This is a genomic window from Streptomyces flavusporus (assembly GCF_046267975.1).
Taxonomy (GTDB): Bacteria; Actinomycetota; Actinomycetes; order Streptomycetales; family Streptomycetaceae; genus Streptomyces; species Streptomyces flavusporus.
In genome coordinates, this window is record NZ_CP176503.1 from 2614308 (window position 1) to 2629913 (window position 15606).

Here is a 15606-nt window from a genome sequence, read left to right on the forward strand (position 1 = left end):
GACCGGCGGGCGAGAAAATTTGCCGGCCCAGCCCGCAGCCCGGACGTGCATCGGCGCGATGTTCGAGTTGGTCTCGACAGCCGGCCGAGCGAGCGTCATGACGCTCCGCCAGAATCAGCGTCGAACGAGCGTCAAGACGTTTCCCCCGGCCGCCCCTCACGGAGTCGAGGCAGAGCGCTCCCCACCCGCGCCCCGCTGCGCGAAGCCGCAGGTGAGACACGTGGCGGGAGCCTGCGACACGCTCCACGCGGTGGACTTCGGAAAACAGGTCAAACGCACCCGGCCACGCCCGGGCAATCCAGAAGACCCGCAGGTCAGAGGCTCTTTGCAGCAGGCTCCAGAATCGCCACGCACTCCACATGATGCGTCATCGAAAACATGCCATATGAGACACGGGACGAAGAAACCCCGGTTCAGACCGCATTTTCCGGCTCTTCTGGCGGGCACTCAGGCCCTCGGAGCGTCAAACGAGCGTCACGATCGGGAGACAAGGAGTTTCAGAGGTCGAGGACCAGGCGGTCGCCCTTGGCTCGGGAGACGCAGATCATCATGGTGTCGCCTGCGGCGCGCTCTTGGTCGTCCAGGACCGAGTCGCGGTGGTCGATCTCCCCGGACAACACCTTCGTCTCGCAGGTTCCGCAGATTCCCTCCTCGCAGGAGGTCATCACCGGCACACCGGCAGCTTCGATGGCCTCAAGAATGGACATGTCCTCAGAGACCAGCAGCGTCCTGCCGGACTGGGCCAGCTCGACCTCGAAGCTGCTCTGCGGCCCGGCGGTGACGTCTTTCTTCGGGGCGAAGCGCTCCAGGTGCAGAGATCCGCTCGGCCACTTCTCGCAGCCGGCCTCGACCGCCGCGAGCAGCGGTTCCGGACCGCAGGCGTAGACGGCTGTCTTCCGTTGCGGCTTGCCGAGTAGCGAAGGCAGGTCCAGCAGCCCGTGTTCATCCTGTGGCCGCAGGCTCACCCGCTCTCCGTAGGCCCGCTGCAACGTCTCACCGAACGCCATCGAAGCTCGGGTGCGGCCCCCGTAGACGAGGCGCCAGTCGGCGCGGGTCGCGTTGACGGCTGCCACCATGGGCAGGATGGGGGTGATCCCGATTCCGCCTGCGATGAACAGGTAGTTTTTGGCCTTCACGAGCGGAAAGTGGTTGCGTGGCCCGCGGATGCGTACCGACTCACCTTCCGTGAGCAGGTCGTGCACGTAGCTCGACCCGCCTCGGCTTTCCGGTTCACGCAGCACCGCGACCTGAAGGCGGTACCGGTCTCCCGGGTCCCCGCACAGTGAATACTGCCGGACCAGGTCGGCTCGCAGTACCAGATCGATGTGGGCTCCCGGCTGCCATTCCGGCAGCGGACGGCCTTCCGGGTCGCGCAGTGTCAGCAGCACGACACCTTCGGCGATCGTTTCCTTACGTTCCAACACGAGGTCGAGTTCGACTTCGGTGCTGAGTGTGCTCATGATCGGCCTTCCATTTCTTACAGTGATGATTCGGTGATGCGTCCTTTTCTGACTGATCAGGACGGGAAGCAACGGCCGAAGTCGCGCAGCAGTCGAGGAGAGCCCTGCAACTTGATCTGGCGACGGACCAGTGCCCACGCCAGCAACGTCGGTTTGGTGAGGAAACGCAGCCAGGTGGCCGTGTCGGCGGTGATCTTGAGATCCGGCTCACCGTGATGTCCGTCGGTGACATGGAGTTCGCGGTCGCGGATGGTCACGGTGATCTGCCTGGACTCGTCGCCGGTGAAGGTGAAGTGGTAGGTGGTGGACATGTCCTTGGCCTGTTCGCGCTGAAAGATCAGCGGCAGGCCTTCCATCAGACCGTCGATGCTGTTCGCTCGCAAGCTCATCGCCACGTGCTTCGTCCGCTTGTTCGGGAACTGTTTGGCCACGTGTTGCTCGGCGTCGGAACCCGGGACGACGTAGACGGTCTCTTCCTTGTCCACCAGTGGGCGCACGACCTGGGTCAGGTGTGACTTGCGATTTTCCAACCAGGGGCCGATGACGTCCTCGCCGGCCGGGCACACCGACATGCAGTAGGCCGCTTTGTAGTTGGCGCCGAAGGACAGGCTCTGCCACATCGACGCACTCTCGCTGTCGCTTACTCGCGACCGGTAGTCGTGGGCGTTGCGGCTTTCAGCGACCTGTTCGGCCCAGTCGCCGAAGCCACCCATGAACTCACGGTAGTTGTGCGTGTAGCAGGCGGAGAAGTTGAAGTGACCGTCGGACGCGATTGCCCCGGTCGGGCAGGCTGTCACGCACAGCTTGCATTCCAGGCAGGGGTTGTACTCGATGGGCTGGGAGAGGTCGCTGACCTCGGCGTCGATGAGGATGGTGCCCAGCAGGATGAAGTTGCCGAATTTGGGGTGGATGACGTTGCGGTGGATGCCCATCTTGCCGAGTCCGGCCGCCACGGCGACCGGCTTGTGCCCGACGACCCACGTCTTCCTGGGGAACTTGTCCATCTCCATCGGAAAACCCATCGCGGGGTTGATGGCGCGCACGCCCATCGCTTCCAGCTTGCCGACCACTTGCCGGCCGACCTCGTTGGAGTGGTCGCCGGTGTGATGGAATTCCAGGTTGGCCACCGAGCGCGCTGGGGTGCGGATGTTCTCCCGGTTCATCCGGGTCACGAAGCTGATCAGCACTCGGACACCCGGCAGCGCGGCTTCCAGGTCCGCTCGCTGGTCGGCGATTTCTGGCCGGTCGATCTCCACGAAACCAACATCGTCCGCACCCGCGTCGAGACACAGCTGCCGCAGCCAGGACGCATCCAGCGGCTCGGCGGGCCGGGTGACGGCGCGATCTTGCCGCTGGCGAACTTTGACGACTGTGGGATGGTCGGCGAGCTTGTTCTTGCTGGCCATCGGGCATCCTTTCCTGTTTTCTAGTGCCGCGGCACTAGCGTGGTGTCAGGTGCGTCGTGACCGCTCGTGCGACCGCGTCGCGCACCTCGGTGTGGGTTGGGGTCGGCAGGCCGCGTTCGGCGGCGAGTTCGGTCAGGGAAGTCATCCGGACGCCGGGCAGGGCACAGGCGGTGAAGGTGGTGTAGACGCTCAGGTCGGGGTCGATGTTGAGGGCGAAGCCGTGACTGGAGACGCTTCCGCTGATGCGCATGCCGATCGAGGCGAGTTTGCGGTGATCGGGGGTCCACACGCCCACCAGGCTCTCCGATCCCGGCGGCGTCTCGCGGCGGATCGCTGGGAAACCGAGGGTGTCCAGCGCGTCGATCAGCGCCTGCTCCACGCGGCGGATCAGACCACGGGGACCGAGCTCGCGCACGTTGAGCACGAGGTAGCCAATCAGCTGGCCGGGACCGTGGTAGGTGGCATGCCCGCCGCGGTCTGTCTGCACCAGGGCGATGGCTGAGTCCGCGTCGGGCAGTTGGTCGTTCGACGTCCGGGCGGTGTAGGTGATCACCGCCGGGTGCGTGAGAAGGAAGAGCCGGTTGGCAGCGAGGCCCTGTTTGCGCTCCTCAACCCAGCGGGCCATGTCCGCCTGCGCCGCAGCGTAGGGTACTTCTCCCAAGTCGACGCGTTCCAACTGCCAGTGTGAAGGTTGTTCCTCCATAGATCCCGGCAACATCACCGCTCGTCTCCTCGCTCATGACCGCAGTTCGACCGCTCGGCGACTCAGCCAGTCGCCAGCTTCTGGATGCGCGGATGGTTCTCCAGCGCCCAGCGCACGGTCTTCGGCGGCCGCCCGAGCAGGGTTTGGAGCTGGTCGCTGACGCCGCGGTATCCGCCGCCGCCAATCAGCCGGGTCAGGGTCTTCATGTGCTCCGCGGTGTGCGGAAACTCGGCCAGGGCAGGGTCCACGTAGGTCTCGTTCCAGGTTTCGACCTCTTCGGGAACGTAGGTGACCCGGCGTCCCAGCACGGCCGCGAAGTCCTCCGCGAACCCGTGCATGTCCTTCACTTCCGGACCGTTGAGCTCGTAGGACTTCGAGATGTGCGGCGCGGGGTCGGCCAGGATCTTCGCGCACACCTCCCCCACGTCGTAACCCGCGATGGGCGCGATCCGGTGGTTACCGAAGGGCAGGCGCAGTTCACCGTTGCTCAGCGGGCCCAGTGCCAGCCAGGTCATCAGGGGGTTCTCGACGAACATGGCCGCCCGTACGTTGACGGTCGGGAGGCCGGACCACTCCAGCACCCGCTCGGCGACCCAGTGGGCGCGCTGCTGCGGCGACCAGTCCGCGACGAGTCCGCCGAGCCATGCACGCCGTTCCTCGTCCGGCGCGGTCATCTTCTCGAACGTCATGAACGACTGCTCGTACTCGGACATGTTGACGAAGACCTCGATGTCGCCCTTGGCCCGTGCCGCCGCGGCCATCAGGCTTACGGCGTCGGTGTAGTACGGCGACAGGCTCATGCTGAAGTAGATGCGGCGGACGCCCTTCAGCGAGGCGGTCACGTCGGCGATGTTGAGCAGGTCTCCGACGAAGACCTCGGCGCCGGCCTGGCGGAGTGCCTGCGCGCGGTCGTCGTCCTGCCGCACGAACGCGCGCACCGGGTGCCCTTGTTCAAGCAGCATGTCGACGATCGTTCGGCTCACACCGCCGATATGGCCGGCGGCTCCGGTGATCAGGATGGGATTGCGCTCTGACATCGATGATTCCTCTGTCTGGTTGCGGTGAGTCAGCTGTACGGAAAGCCACGGGATGTGGCCGGCGATCGTTATGCGCCGCTCCGGTCGCCTGGGGCGTCTATGCCGTTGCTCGGCGAGGTGGCAGGCCAGGGTCTCGGTCGCACTCGCGGACGTGACCATGCCCGCCGGAAGCGGTCGATGACGGCGAAGCCGCCTGGCTCGATGGCCGCCTCCACGCGGGCCTTGGGCCCTCCTCCCGCCGAACCGTGCCGGCCAGGCGGATTCTGCGCAGTGTCATCGGGGCGCGAGGCCGTCGATGTGGGCGAGGAAGGCCAAGAGTGCGGCGTTGGTCTCCGCCGGACGCTCCTGCTGCGTCCAATGCCCACAGCCCGAAAGCACCACCACGTCGTGAAGTTGAGGCGCGACAGCGGTCAGCGGGTTGCCCGAACCGCCCTCGCCCCGAAGCATGTCGCTCAGCGAGCTGCCCCCGTCCGGGCCGCGCAGCGAGGTGACCATGTCGCGGTCTCCCACCACGTACAGTGCGGGGACGTCGATCCCGCGCCCCCTGAAAGCAGCGAGCAGTTCGTTGTTGCGTTCGATGTTCCGGTACCAGTTGAAGGCTCCGGTGAACGCCTGCTCGCCATGGAGGGCGAAGTCCTCGGCGTACGCCTGGATGTCCTCCTCGGTCAGCCAGACCGGGAGGTCGGGCGAGACCGGCATGGTGTCCAGCAGGCCCAGGCCGTCGGGTATGACCAGCGGGCGGGGCTCTTTGCCAAGCGGGTTGTCGCCCGAGGCACCGACCAGGAGGCGGCGGAAGGATTCCGGGACGTCCTTGGCGAACTCGGCGTCGGCGACTCCCGGCTGCTGGAAGTAGACCTGGTAGAAGCCCTCGCCGTACTGGGTGCGGGTGATCGAGGGCGGGACCATCCCGCCGGGCAGGATCGGCGGAATACTGAGCCCGGCCACCGCACGGACCTTGTCGGGGCGCAGCATCGCCGCGGTCCAGGCGACGGGTGCGCCCCAGTCGTGACCCACGACGACCGCCTGTTCCTCGCCGAGTTCCTCGATCAGGGCGATGACGTCGCCGACTAGGTGGAGCAGGGTGTACGAGGTGACGTCCGGCGGCTGCTCGCTGCGGGCGTAGCCGCGCTGGTCCGGGGCGACGACCCGGTACCCGGCCGCTGCCAGCGCCCCGAACTGGTGACGCCAGGAGTACCAGCTCTCCGGCCAGCCGTGCAGCAGCAGGACCAGCGGCCCCTGCCCCTGCTCGGCGATGTGCAGTCTGACCCCGTTCACGTCGACGAAGCGGTGGGTGAGCGAACTTTCCATGAGAATTACCTTGAAATCGGTGAGTGCGTACTAGTTGTTCAACTGCGGGTACAGGGCTTCCAGATCGGCGGACAGCTGCGACTTGACCCAGCGGGTGGTGTCGTCGGCCAGCACCTCGTGCGCCCCCGCTTCGATGCCGTCGAGTGCGGCTACGGCGACGTCGCGGGGGTCGGCCTTGGGTGCGTCGAGGCCCGACGTCATGTCGGTGTCCACGTAGGCCACGTGGAGCCCGGTCACCGCGATGCCGCGCGGCTGCAGCTCCAGACGCAGGGAGTTGGTCTGCGACCACAGGGCGGCCTTGGAGGCGCCGTAGGGCGTGCCGTCGGCCAGCCAGGACAGGGCGGAGTGGACGTTGAGGAGGTGGCCCCCGCCGTTGCGCTCGATGACCGGAACAAAGGCCCGGGTGACCAGCAGCGGCCCGTAGAAGTTGGTCTCCAGGTCGCGGCGCACCTCCTCCATCGGGGAGTCGAGGTACGAGGCGCGGACCGAGGCGCCGGCGTTGTTGATCAGGATGGTGACGTCCTGGGCCTGCTCGGCGGCGGCCGTCACAGATGCGGGGTCGGTGACCTCAAGAGCCAGCGGAACGGCATCGGGGTGCGTCACCGTGCGCGGATCACGGGCCGTGGCGTAGACCTTGCCGGCTCCGCGTCCGTAGAGCTCCTCGACGAGCATCTTGCCGATACCCCGGCCGCCTCCGGTGACGAGAACGGTGGCGCCTTCGATTGCGGTCACGACTACCCCCAAGAGCTTGGAAACCGATCGGTTTCCCTCACCGTAAACCGATCGGTTTCCTCGCGCAAGTCGGGTCATAGTTGCGTCTCGTCAGCAGCCACGGGGAGCGATGACCTGGTCCGGAGTCCGGCGGCGAATGAGGCGTAGCCGCCCTACGGCTCGGCGTCGCATGGATGCCCCGCCAGCGGCTTTACGGGCCCACCCGGGTCGGCGATCAGGAGCGACCAGCTTCCGGCAGCACGGGGAAGTCAGGGGCGGCAGCCACTCGGGCGGCCGTGACGGCCTCGGCACCGACGGGGACTCGGGGCGCGAGGTCACCGCTGCAGGGATCGGTGCGGCGGTTGGCCCACCGCCTCGGGTGACTGATCAGTGAAGTAGCCGTGTGTCCCAGGCCGTCGTCCAGTCCGCAGGGGGCCAACGGGCAGGACATGCGCGGACAGGCCGCACCCTCCGGGTGTCCCAGCCCGCGCCCGGGGAGCTGCCGGGAGACGATCAGCCCACATGCGGCGGCTCTACGGACGTAGCACTCGGCCGCGTCGAGGTCCCCGTGCGGCCCCGTCCACGAATGAGGCCGCGGCCTGGCGAAGGCCGATCCGGGCTAGATGGCGTCGACCACCTCACCCATGGGACCTGCAGCGCTTGTTACCGGGCCGGAACCACCGGCAGGACGATGCGGGACGGCCGGGTGGAGTCGTGGAAGATGTGCTGCCGGGCCACTCGGGCCGTGGTCGCGCTCTCCTCGGGTTCACCAGTGTTGAGATTGCGGTCCCAGCGCGGGAAGTTGCTGGAGGTGACCTGGACCCGTATGCGGTGACCCGCCCGGAAGACGATGCTGGTCGACCACAGATCCACGACGTGCTCGGCCGCCTCGCCCGGTGTCGCCGCCCGTACCCGCACGACGCCGTCGGCCACATTCCGGGAAACGCCGTGCTCGTCCACGTCGCACAGGCGCGCGACCCAGTCGGTCGAGGGCCCGTCCGTGGCGGCGAAGAGCACCACCCGGACGCGACCGGTCACCTCGACGTCCTCGGCGAGCGGTTCGGTGGTGAAGACCAGGACGTCCTCGCGCGCCTCCACGGCCGTCCGGTCGAGCGGCCCGGGGCGGAACTCGTCGGACATGAGGAGCGCGCCGCCGGTGGTGGGCACCGGATCCATGGGGTCGTAGGTGAACTCCTCGGGCTGCTCGGCGGTGGACGGTGGCTCAGGGGTGAGGCATCCGTCCGCGCGCAGGTGGAAGTCCGTGTCCACCGCCCGCGACAGCGGCCATTCCGTCTCCCCGCGCCACTGGTTGATACCCATGACGAACAGCAGCACCTTGCCCGTGTCCGGCTCCGGCGCCTCGCCGTCGCCGATCGTGCGCCGGAACCAGTCGAACTGCAGGTCGTGCAGGCGTCCCCGCATGCCCATGAAATCGGAGTTCGCGCCGAACCCGAAGTTGACGTCACCGACCACGTGCTGCCAGTTGGTGTGGGCCCAGGGTCCCATGATCAGCGTGGCGGACCGGCCGGCCCCGCGCATGGCGGTGAAGTTGTCGAGCGTGCCCTGGCCGAAGATGTCGTACCAGCCGCCGACCTGGAAGGTGGGCAGGTCGACCTCGTCGTGACGACCCGCGACGCGGCAGAACCGTGCCCAGTCGGGCTCCCGCCGGGAACGCTCGTAGCCGAGCTAGGGCAGGTCGTGCCGGGCGAACGCGGGAAACATTCCGGCGGGCAACTTCCCGGAACCGGCGGTCGCGAGGCCGTCGAGTTCCTGCACGAGCCCGGTGATGCTGCTCACGAGCCCGTCGAGGTCGGTGCGGTGACGGCGCATCAGGGTGTCGGCGCCGTGCATGAGGGACCAGGGAGCGGTGATGCCGAGTTCGATCGCGCCGCCGCGCGTCCACAGTCCGTCGTCCGGATCGGACCATGTGATCATCGGTGCGATCGCCTTCAGCTCCGGCGGCTTCGAGAGCGCCGCCATCCACTGGGTGTTGCCGAAGTAGCTGCCACCGATCATGCCGACGGAGCCTTGGAGCCGGAGAGGGCAGCGGCCCACCGTACGGTGTCGTAGCCGTCGCTCTCCTCGTAGGTGAACGGCCCCCACTCCCCCTCGGAGGCGAACCGTCCGCAGGTGTCCTGGATGACGACCATGAAGCCGCGCCGCGCCGCCGCCGAGGGATCGAGCATCATGGCCATAACGGGCGTGTGCTTGCCGTACGGCAGCCGAGTGAGCAGTACGGGCCACGGTCCGCTGCCGCTGGGCCGGTAGACGTCCGCGCGCAGCACCGTGCCGTCACGCATCTGCGCCGGAACGTCGAAGTCGATCTGGATCTGCGCCATGTGCCGCTCCTGTGCGTCGCTTTCTCGTGGGTGTGCTGGGTGCGGGCAGGATCAGCCGGCCAGCCGATTGAGCTTGCGGATCTGCTTGTCGAAGACCCCGGCAGGGGCGATGCGGCGCAGTGCGCTGGCACGTCCGGCCAGGGGGCCGGCGGTGTAGCGCAACTTCGGCTTCGGGTCGGTCGCCGCCGCGACGATCACCTTGGCGACGACGGCGGGATCGTCGCCGTCCTTGATCGCTGTTTGCATCATGCGGTCAAAGGCGCGCCGCTGGTCCGCGTAGACCTGCAGGGGCGTGTCGGGCCGCGGGCTGCTGGCCTCGAAACCAGTGCTGGTGTAGGCGGGTTCGACGAGAAGCGCCCGGACGCCGTGCCCGCGGATCTCATGGTCCAGGGACTCGGAGTACCCCTCGATCGCGTGCTTGGACGCGGCGTAGACGGCCATGTAAGGCGAAGGGAGGAAGCCGACCACGGAAGAGAGGTTGATGATGCGTCCGCGTCCACGGGCGCGCATGTGCGGCAGGACCGCCTGCACCATGCGCATCACGCCGAAGACGTTGACGTCGAAGACGACCTGGGCCTGCGCGACCGAGTTCTCCTCGGCCGCCCCTATCAAGCCCACGCCGGCATTGTTGACCAGGACATCGATCCGCCCGAGCCGGTCGACCACCCGCTGGACCACGGCGGTGGCCGACGCGTCACTGGTCACGTCGAGGTCGAGGAAGGTCACGCCGTCGAGCGGGGTGACGCGGGAGGTGTCACGACTTGTGCCGACCACGTCGAACCCCGCTTCGACCAGCGCGAGCGCGGCTGCCTTCCCGATGCCGGATGATGCACCCGTCACGAGTGCCACCGGCCGATGCGTGCTCATCATGGACTCCCGGACTCACTGAGAAACCGATCGGTTTCTGCTACCGTAAACCGATCGGTTTCCGGCTGCAAGTCCGGGGAGCACCCCGACCGGCACCCGGCAGGAATGGCGGCATGGGCAGGATCAGCGCACAGGAGAGACGTCAGAGTGTCATCCGCGCGGCCATCGCCGAGTTCGCACTCAGGGGTTACTACGGCACCTCCACCGAAGTGATCGCCAAGCGCGTCGGTGTCACGCAGCCGTACCTCTTCCGGCTCTTTCCGGGCAAGCGGGCGATCTTCATCGCAGCCTTGACGCGGAGCATGGAAGACACCCGGCTGGCTTTCGAGCGCGCAGCCGAAGGGGTGGAGGGCGGCGAGCAGGCCCTCCACGCCATGGTGAACGCCTACGCGCGACTGGTCTCCGCGCACCCGGAAACGCTGTTGATGCAGATGCAGGGATACGCCCTCGTGGCAGCCGCCGAGGCACAGGGCGATGACCAGATCGGCGAGCTCGTCCGCGCCGGCTGGATGAGCCTCTGGGAAGCCGTGCGCCTGCCGCTGGGCGCAAATGCCGAGGAGGCCACGGCCTTCCTCGCGCACGGCATGCTCATCAACACCCTTACGGCCATCGGGCTTCCCCCCGACTGCCGGGAAGCAAAGCCGTGATCCGTCGGAGCTGCTCCGACTGCCGGAGACAGGCGTCAGCCCTGAGAGCGCATCGGTCGCCGGGCCTGCTCGAAAAGGTGGTGCGTCAGCGCACGCCTGCCGCATCGAGCAGGGTGGCCACCGTGGGGGCGATGAGCCCGGTGAGGGTGTCGGCTCCGATCCCCGCGCGGGCGCTGGCGCCGTCGAAGACCAGGCTGAGCTGTCGGGCCAGCAGGTCGGGATCGCTCGCTCCGCCCTGTTCGGCCTCGGCCCGGAAGAAGGCCGTCAGGTTTCCCTTGACGCGGTGGGCCACCCGGCTCGCGGGATGGCTCTGGTCCTTGAGTTCGATCTGGACGGCCAGGTACTGGCAGCCTCGGAACTCGGGCGCACCCGCCTGCAGTTCCACCTGTTCGAAGACGTGGAGGATCCGCTCGCGGGGTGAGCGGCCATCGTCCGTCGCGGGCAGCAGTGTCGCCACGAAGGCGGAAGCGCGTTGCTCCAGGCTCGCCGCCAGCAGTTCGTCCTTGCTCTCGAACAGCTGGTACATAGACCGCTTCGACACCCCCGCCGCCTTGCACAGCGCCTCGATGCCGATGCCGACGCCGTCTCGGTAGGTGAGTGTGGCCGCCGCCTCCAGGAGTCGCTCTCGGGGACTTGCCTTCACTTCGGTGCTCATAGTGTGAGGTTAACTCGATTCCGGCGAAATATAAACCGATCGGTTTCCGCGGTTGGCCGGGACGACCGGTGCTGCCCACGCGACGGAGCGGACACCTGAAGGCCGCACAGAGGCTCGGCGACGGCCCCCGGGGGAAAGGTACCGTCGCCGAGCCCTGATGGTGTGCGCGCCTGCCGTCCAGCAGGGCGACGCACACCGGGGCCACTCCGCACCGCAGCCCCGTCCGGGTGGGTCACGGGTCCGCTACGTCAGGGCGGCGGTCTTCCCGGGCTTCGTCTCGACGGGGATGCGGTGTAGCCCCCTGCGGTCGTACTAGTAGGGCTTTGTTAGGTACCCCGATTGATCATCGTCAGGTAGATTGTGATGTTCTGTCAGGTGTGACACCTGAGGAGATGGAGACGGTCCGCCCGCGCCTGGAGGCGTTCGCGGCGGAGATGCTCGGTTCGCTGGCGCGTCGGGACCAGCGGGCCAAGGGCGAGCTGTATCTGCGCGGGCTGATGCTGGACGGCAAGCGCAAGTCCATGCAGCCGATGGCCGAGCGCCTGGGCGTGGACCACCAGCAGCTGCAGCAGTTCGTCTCATCGTCCACCTGGGACTACTCCAAGGTCCGTGAGCGGCTGGCCCGTTGGGCTGCCGCGCACATTTCTCCCGAGGCGTACGCGATCGATGATGTCGGCTTCCCCAAGGACGGCTACGACTCACCGGGGGTGGCGCGGATGTACTGCGGCGCCCTGGGTAAGCGCGGCAACTGCCAGGTCGGCGTCAGTGTGAACCTGGTCAGTGACCGTGCGTCATCGGCTGTCGACTGGCGCCTGTTCCTGCCCGAGAGCTGGGACGACACCAAGTACGGCGAGGACGCGCTGATGGCCGAGGCGATCCGGCGCCGCCGCGCCAAGGCGGGAATCCCGGACACCGAGCGGCACCGGGAGAAGTGGCGCCTGGCGCTGGACATGCTCGACGAGGTGCGCGACAACTGGGAGTTGCCCGACCTTCCGGTCGCCGCCGACGCCGGATACGGCGACGCCACCGGCTTTCGCGAGGGCCTGACCGAGCGCGGCCTGACCTACGCGGTCGCGGTCAAAGCCACCACGACCGCGCACCCCGGCAATGCCACACCCCAACGCCCGCCGTACTCCGGGCAGGGCCGCCCTCCCGTGTCCGCCTACCCCCAACCGCACACCACCCTGCGCGCCCTGGCCCTGGCCGTCGGCCGAGCGGCCACCCGCACCGTCACCTGGCGCCAGGGCAGCAAGGCCACCAGACGCAACCCGAACGCCGAGATGCGCTCGCAGTTCCTGGCCCTGCGGGTCCGACCGGCCAACCGCACCATCCGCCGCGCCGCCGACGGCTCCCTGCCCGACTGCTGGCTGCTCGTCGAGTGGCCACCCGACTCCGCCGAGCCAACCGACTACTGGCTCTCGACGCTTCCCGCCGACACCCCACTGCGCGAACTGGTACGAATCGCCAAGATCCGATGGCGAGTTGAGCACGACTACCGCGAGCTCAAGGACGGTCTGGGCCTGGACCACTTCGAGGGCCGCAACTACCTCGGCTGGCACCGCCACGTCACCCTCGCGTCCCTCGCCCAGGCCTTCTGCACCATGCTCAGGCTCGACCCAAAAGCCCCTGCGCCGGCCTGACCCTCTACGCGGTCCTCCGCGAACTCCAGGCCCTCCTGGCCACCTGGACCGGCGCCTGCTCGATATGCGGCCAACCCGCACCAGCACCCGAACCCCACCACAGGACCTAACAAAGCCCTACTAGTGCCGCGGCAGGCAACGTTTGCCCGTCAAGGAGCGGCGTCCGGTGCGTGCTCTCGGCGTGCCGGCCGGAAGTCCTCGTACTGGACGTACTTGGGCTTTCGGCCGGTGCGGCGAGAGGGCGTGCCGGGCGTCGCGACGGGGCGAACGTTGCCTGCCGCGGCACTAGCCCGTCACGCCGAAGCCGAACAGCGCGGCCGCCATGAGGCCGACGGCCATCATCACCCAGCCCCGCGTCAGACCGGCGTCGGCCTGGGCGTCGTAATAGAGGATCGAGCGGACGCCGCCGGTGATCTGCCGCAGCGGCTCGAACTCCGCCAGGAAGCGGTAGAAGCCGGGCAGCGCTTCGATGGGGGTGGTGGCGCCGGCCGTCGGCACCGCCATCCCGATGAAGACCAGCGTGACCACCAGCATGCCGGGGGTGCCGAAGACGGCGAGGAGGGTGAGCGCGCCGATCCCGGAGACCGCGATGGCGCACACCGAGTACAGCCACAGCAGCGGCAGGTGGGAGGCGGCCATCCCCATGATGCCGACCGCGCCCACGGTGACCAGGGCGCCCATCAGCAGGGACAGGCCGATCATGAGGGTGCTGCTGATGGCGAGGGTCTGCACCCGGGTCGCCCGGATCAGCGGGCGGTGCCGGCGCAGCGGGCCCATGTCGTTGTGGGTGTAGCCGAGGGCGTGGTCCACCTGTCCGCTGATGACGTTGGCGGAGAGCATGCCGCAGACCACCAGGACGAGCGCGTAGTAGAACGCCGTCAGTCCCAGGCCGCTGTGCGAGTCCAGCGGATGGCCGTCCTCGACCGTGACGGCGGCCGGGTCGGCGAGCAGGATGCGCGCCGCGGCCGGCAGCTTCGCCTGCCCGGTCCGTGCGATGAGTTCCTTGCCCACCTGGAGCGAGGCGCTCTCGGCCGCCTGCGTCGTCGCCGACCGGGCCAGGCTGGAGCCCAGGCTGCCAGCGGACTGGTTGGTCAGCACCGTCAGGGTCGGGCGGGCCGGAGCCACGGTGGTCGCGGTGCCGGTCAACGCAAAGGTGGAGGCCGTGAAGTCGGCGGGGACGACGAGTGCGCCGTACAGCTTGCCCTCTCCGAGTTCCTCCTTCACCTTCTTCTCGTCCATCACCTTCCAGTCGATCTTGCCCCCACCCGCGGTGGACTTCTTGATCGACTCGGTGATCTGCGCCCCCAGGTTGGCCTGCTTGCTGCCGGCGCCGGCTCCGTTGTCGGCGTTGACCAGCCCGACGGGCAGCTTCTTCACATGGTCGACCGGATCGATGTCGGCGCCGACGTAGAACACCGTGAACAGCAGCGCGAGAAGGCCCGTGATGACGCCATTGGCGATCCGCAGAGGTTTGGCACGCAGTACGCGGAAGGGATGAATCCCACTCATGACTTACTCCGGTCTCGACAGCACAGCCATATCGAGAGGAGACCGGACAGTGCCATCGCAGGCCGGCGTCCCTCGGAAACCACCGGCGCACACGGCCGACTGAGGGCGGTGCGCTCCTGACCATCTGCCGTCGGCGACGGCTCCCAGATCACGTTCAGACCACCGTCAACACGGGAAACCGGTCGGTTTCACGCTCACCGTAAACCGATCGGTTTCCATATTTAACCCTGCCCCACCGGCGCCGGCCCATCTCGTGGACGAGCAGATCGCCCACTTCGACGAGCCCCCGCCCTCCCGAGCCCCCGCCCTCCCGAGCCCCCGATGCCTTCCGCCGGGGGCCGCGCCCGGCCGCCCCCGCAACCCTGCACGCCTGGCCGACCAAATGAGGCGACACGGGCTTCCTGTACGCGCCACACGCAACACAGCGCTGATGGAAGCCGTCACCGACCTGCCGTCCATCGTTGCCGCAGACCTCTTCGGCATCAGTCCCGCGACCGCCCAGCGCTGGTCCCAGCTTGCCGGGAACAGCTGGGCTCCCTGCCTTGCCGCCTGGCAGTGTTCACGGCCGTAGCCCCTGACCACAGTGTCCGGAGGAGGGCGCGGGAGAGTCGCCATTTGACCGGATGGTGCCTCCGCTTTACTGTGGAAGCAGTACGGAGGTAGCCTCCGTTTTAGGAAGTGCCAGGAGGGCGTATGAATGCCGGTGGACAGCAGGGTCGCAAGCCCCGTGCGGACGTCCAGCGCAACCGTGCCGCCCTCCTGGGAGCGGCACAGCATCACTTCCTGAAGTATGGGGTCGGCACGTCCCTGGAGGCGGTGGCCAAGGAGGCGGGCGTCGGGCCTGGCACCTTGTACCGGCACTTCCCCACCCGGGAAGCGCTGCTGGCGGCCGTGCTGCAGGCGCGCTCCGAGGAGCTGGTGGCCCGCCAGGCGGAGATCGCGCAGCTCGGCGACGCCGACACAGCGCTGGAACAGTGGTTGCGCGCGCTGGAGGAGTACTTCAGCGCGTTCAGCGGACTGCCGGAGCCGCTCATGACCGCGGCCAGGGCGCAGGATCCGGACAACCCGCTCACGCTCCCCTGTGACACGGTCATCACCGCTACCGACGAGTACGTGCAGGCCGCTCAGCGGACGGGGTACGTGCGCGAGTCGGTGAAGGGGTACGACCTGTTCCTCGCGGCCCTCTCCGTCGCCTGGCTCAAGGGTGCCGGCGCCGCCGAAGAGGAGTCGCTGGACCGCGTTCGCGCGCTCATCGCCGCCGGCTACCGCAAACGGGACACCCAGGCGTAGGCCCCCGCCTGTCGATCACCGGAACGCCCGGAAA

15 protein-coding genes are annotated in these 15606 nt (G+C 68.0%); 3 read left to right on the top strand and 12 right to left on the bottom strand.

Annotation, left to right across the window (positions count from 1 at the left end; genetic code table 11):
- Positions 1 to 497: 497 nt before the first annotated feature.
- The 10 genes from ACKTSN_RS12500 to ACKTSN_RS12545 form a co-directional block, all read right to left on the bottom strand.
- Positions 498 to 1460: a PDR/VanB family oxidoreductase gene (locus ACKTSN_RS12500; RefSeq protein ID WP_409474811.1), complete on the bottom strand. Its 963-nt coding sequence runs from the start codon at positions 1458 to 1460 to the stop codon at positions 498 to 500.
- Positions 1461 to 1516: 56 nt separating this feature from the next.
- Entirely contained in the window at positions 1517 to 2866 is a 1350-nt protein-coding gene (locus ACKTSN_RS12505; RefSeq protein WP_409469193.1) for an SCP2 sterol-binding domain-containing protein, read from the bottom strand.
- A 34-nt stretch (positions 2867 to 2900) separates the two neighbouring features.
- A complete protein-coding gene (lipB, locus tag ACKTSN_RS12510) occupies positions 2901 to 3584 on the bottom strand; it encodes a lipoyl(octanoyl) transferase LipB (RefSeq protein WP_409474812.1) in 684 nt (227 codons plus the stop codon).
- A gap of 47 nt (positions 3585 to 3631) precedes the next feature.
- Positions 3632 to 4765 carry an NmrA family NAD(P)-binding protein gene (locus tag ACKTSN_RS12515; protein ID WP_409469194.1) on the bottom strand — a complete coding sequence of 378 codons (1134 nt, stop codon included), beginning with the start codon at positions 4763 to 4765 and terminating at the stop codon, positions 3632 to 3634.
- Positions 4766 to 4879: 114 nt separating this feature from the next.
- A complete protein-coding gene (locus ACKTSN_RS12520; protein WP_409469195.1) occupies positions 4880 to 5914 on the bottom strand; it encodes an alpha/beta fold hydrolase in 1035 nt (344 codons plus the stop codon).
- 30 nt (positions 5915 to 5944) lie between these two features.
- The gene (locus ACKTSN_RS12525) at positions 5945 to 6646 is read right to left on the bottom strand and encodes an SDR family oxidoreductase (protein WP_409469196.1); all 702 of its coding nucleotides are present in this window, start codon (positions 6644 to 6646) and stop codon (positions 5945 to 5947) included.
- Between the two features lie 642 nt (positions 6647 to 7288).
- Positions 7289 to 8233 (bottom strand): CocE/NonD family hydrolase, encoded by a 945-nt coding sequence (locus ACKTSN_RS12530; RefSeq protein ID WP_409474813.1) that lies wholly within the window; start codon positions 8231 to 8233, stop codon positions 7289 to 7291.
- Between the two features lie 78 nt (positions 8234 to 8311).
- On the bottom strand, positions 8312 to 8641 hold the full coding sequence (locus ACKTSN_RS12535) for a CocE/NonD family hydrolase (RefSeq protein WP_409469197.1): 330 nt from the start codon (positions 8639 to 8641) through the stop codon (positions 8312 to 8314).
- On the bottom strand, positions 8638 to 8964 hold the full coding sequence (locus ACKTSN_RS12540; RefSeq protein ID WP_409469198.1) for a CocE/NonD family hydrolase: 327 nt from the start codon (positions 8962 to 8964) through the stop codon (positions 8638 to 8640). Before ACKTSN_RS12540 ends, ACKTSN_RS12535 begins: the two co-directional genes overlap by 4 nt.
- Positions 8965 to 9015: 51 nt before the next feature.
- A complete protein-coding gene (locus tag ACKTSN_RS12545; protein ID WP_409474814.1) occupies positions 9016 to 9831 on the bottom strand; it encodes an oxidoreductase in 816 nt (271 codons plus the stop codon).
- Between the two features lie 113 nt (positions 9832 to 9944).
- On the opposite strand from ACKTSN_RS12545, the gene ACKTSN_RS12550 reads away from it, so the two are divergent.
- A complete protein-coding gene (locus tag ACKTSN_RS12550; RefSeq protein WP_409469199.1) occupies positions 9945 to 10478 on the top strand; it encodes a TetR/AcrR family transcriptional regulator in 534 nt (177 codons plus the stop codon).
- Between the two features lie 85 nt (positions 10479 to 10563).
- Here ACKTSN_RS12550 and ACKTSN_RS12555 read toward each other — a convergent pair whose 3' ends face one another.
- The gene (locus ACKTSN_RS12555) at positions 10564 to 11133 is read right to left on the bottom strand and encodes a TetR/AcrR family transcriptional regulator (protein WP_409469200.1); all 570 of its coding nucleotides are present in this window, start codon (positions 11131 to 11133) and stop codon (positions 10564 to 10566) included.
- A 377-nt stretch (positions 11134 to 11510) separates the two neighbouring features.
- Between ACKTSN_RS12555 and ACKTSN_RS12560 the strand changes: the two genes are divergently transcribed.
- Entirely contained in the window at positions 11511 to 12773 is a 1263-nt protein-coding gene (locus tag ACKTSN_RS12560; protein ID WP_409467247.1) for an IS701 family transposase, read from the top strand.
- A gap of 285 nt (positions 12774 to 13058) precedes the next feature.
- Here the strand turns inward: ACKTSN_RS12560 and ACKTSN_RS12565 are convergent, their stop codons facing one another.
- Positions 13059 to 14282 (bottom strand): SNG1 family protein, encoded by a 1224-nt coding sequence (locus ACKTSN_RS12565; protein ID WP_409469201.1) that lies wholly within the window; start codon positions 14280 to 14282, stop codon positions 13059 to 13061.
- Between the two features lie 693 nt (positions 14283 to 14975).
- Here ACKTSN_RS12565 and ACKTSN_RS12570 point away from each other — a divergent pair.
- Complete coding sequence (locus tag ACKTSN_RS12570) at positions 14976 to 15572, top strand: TetR/AcrR family transcriptional regulator (RefSeq protein WP_409469202.1); 597 nt, start codon at positions 14976 to 14978, stop codon at positions 15570 to 15572.
- Positions 15573 to 15606: the final 34 nt, after the last annotated feature.

What these genes read in the sequence shown, in the direction of transcription:
- ACKTSN_RS12545 (WP_409474814.1), bottom strand. Translation starts at nt 9,831, where the DNA reads ATGAGCACGCATCGGCCGGTGGCACTCGTGACGGGTGCATCATCCGGC.
- ACKTSN_RS12555 (WP_409469200.1), bottom strand. Translation starts at nt 11,133, where the DNA reads ATGAGCACCGAAGTGAAGGCAAGTCCCCGAGAGCGACTCCTGGAGGCG.
- ACKTSN_RS12565 (WP_409469201.1), bottom strand. Translation starts at nt 14,282, where the DNA reads ATGAGTGGGATTCATCCCTTCCGCGTACTGCGTGCCAAACCTCTGCGG.
- ACKTSN_RS12570 (WP_409469202.1), top strand. Translation starts at nt 14,976, where the DNA reads ATGAATGCCGGTGGACAGCAGGGTCGCAAGCCCCGTGCGGACGTCCAG.
- ACKTSN_RS12520 (WP_409469195.1), bottom strand. Translation starts at nt 5,914, where the DNA reads ATGGAAAGTTCGCTCACCCACCGCTTCGTCGACGTGAACGGGGTCAGA.
- ACKTSN_RS12505 (WP_409469193.1), bottom strand. Translation starts at nt 2,866, where the DNA reads ATGGCCAGCAAGAACAAGCTCGCCGACCATCCCACAGTCGTCAAAGTT.
- ACKTSN_RS12500 (WP_409474811.1), bottom strand. Translation starts at nt 1,460, where the DNA reads ATGAGCACACTCAGCACCGAAGTCGAACTCGACCTCGTGTTGGAACGT.
- ACKTSN_RS12540 (WP_409469198.1), bottom strand. Translation starts at nt 8,964, where the DNA reads ATGGCGCAGATCCAGATCGACTTCGACGTTCCGGCGCAGATGCGTGAC.
- ACKTSN_RS12535 (WP_409469197.1), bottom strand. Translation starts at nt 8,641, where the DNA reads ATGATCGGTGGCAGCTACTTCGGCAACACCCAGTGGATGGCGGCGCTC.
- lipB (WP_409474812.1), bottom strand. Translation starts at nt 3,584, where the DNA reads ATGTTGCCGGGATCTATGGAGGAACAACCTTCACACTGGCAGTTGGAA.
- ACKTSN_RS12550 (WP_409469199.1), top strand. Translation starts at nt 9,945, where the DNA reads ATGGGCAGGATCAGCGCACAGGAGAGACGTCAGAGTGTCATCCGCGCG.
- ACKTSN_RS12515 (WP_409469194.1), bottom strand. Translation starts at nt 4,765, where the DNA reads ATGGTCACGTCCGCGAGTGCGACCGAGACCCTGGCCTGCCACCTCGCC.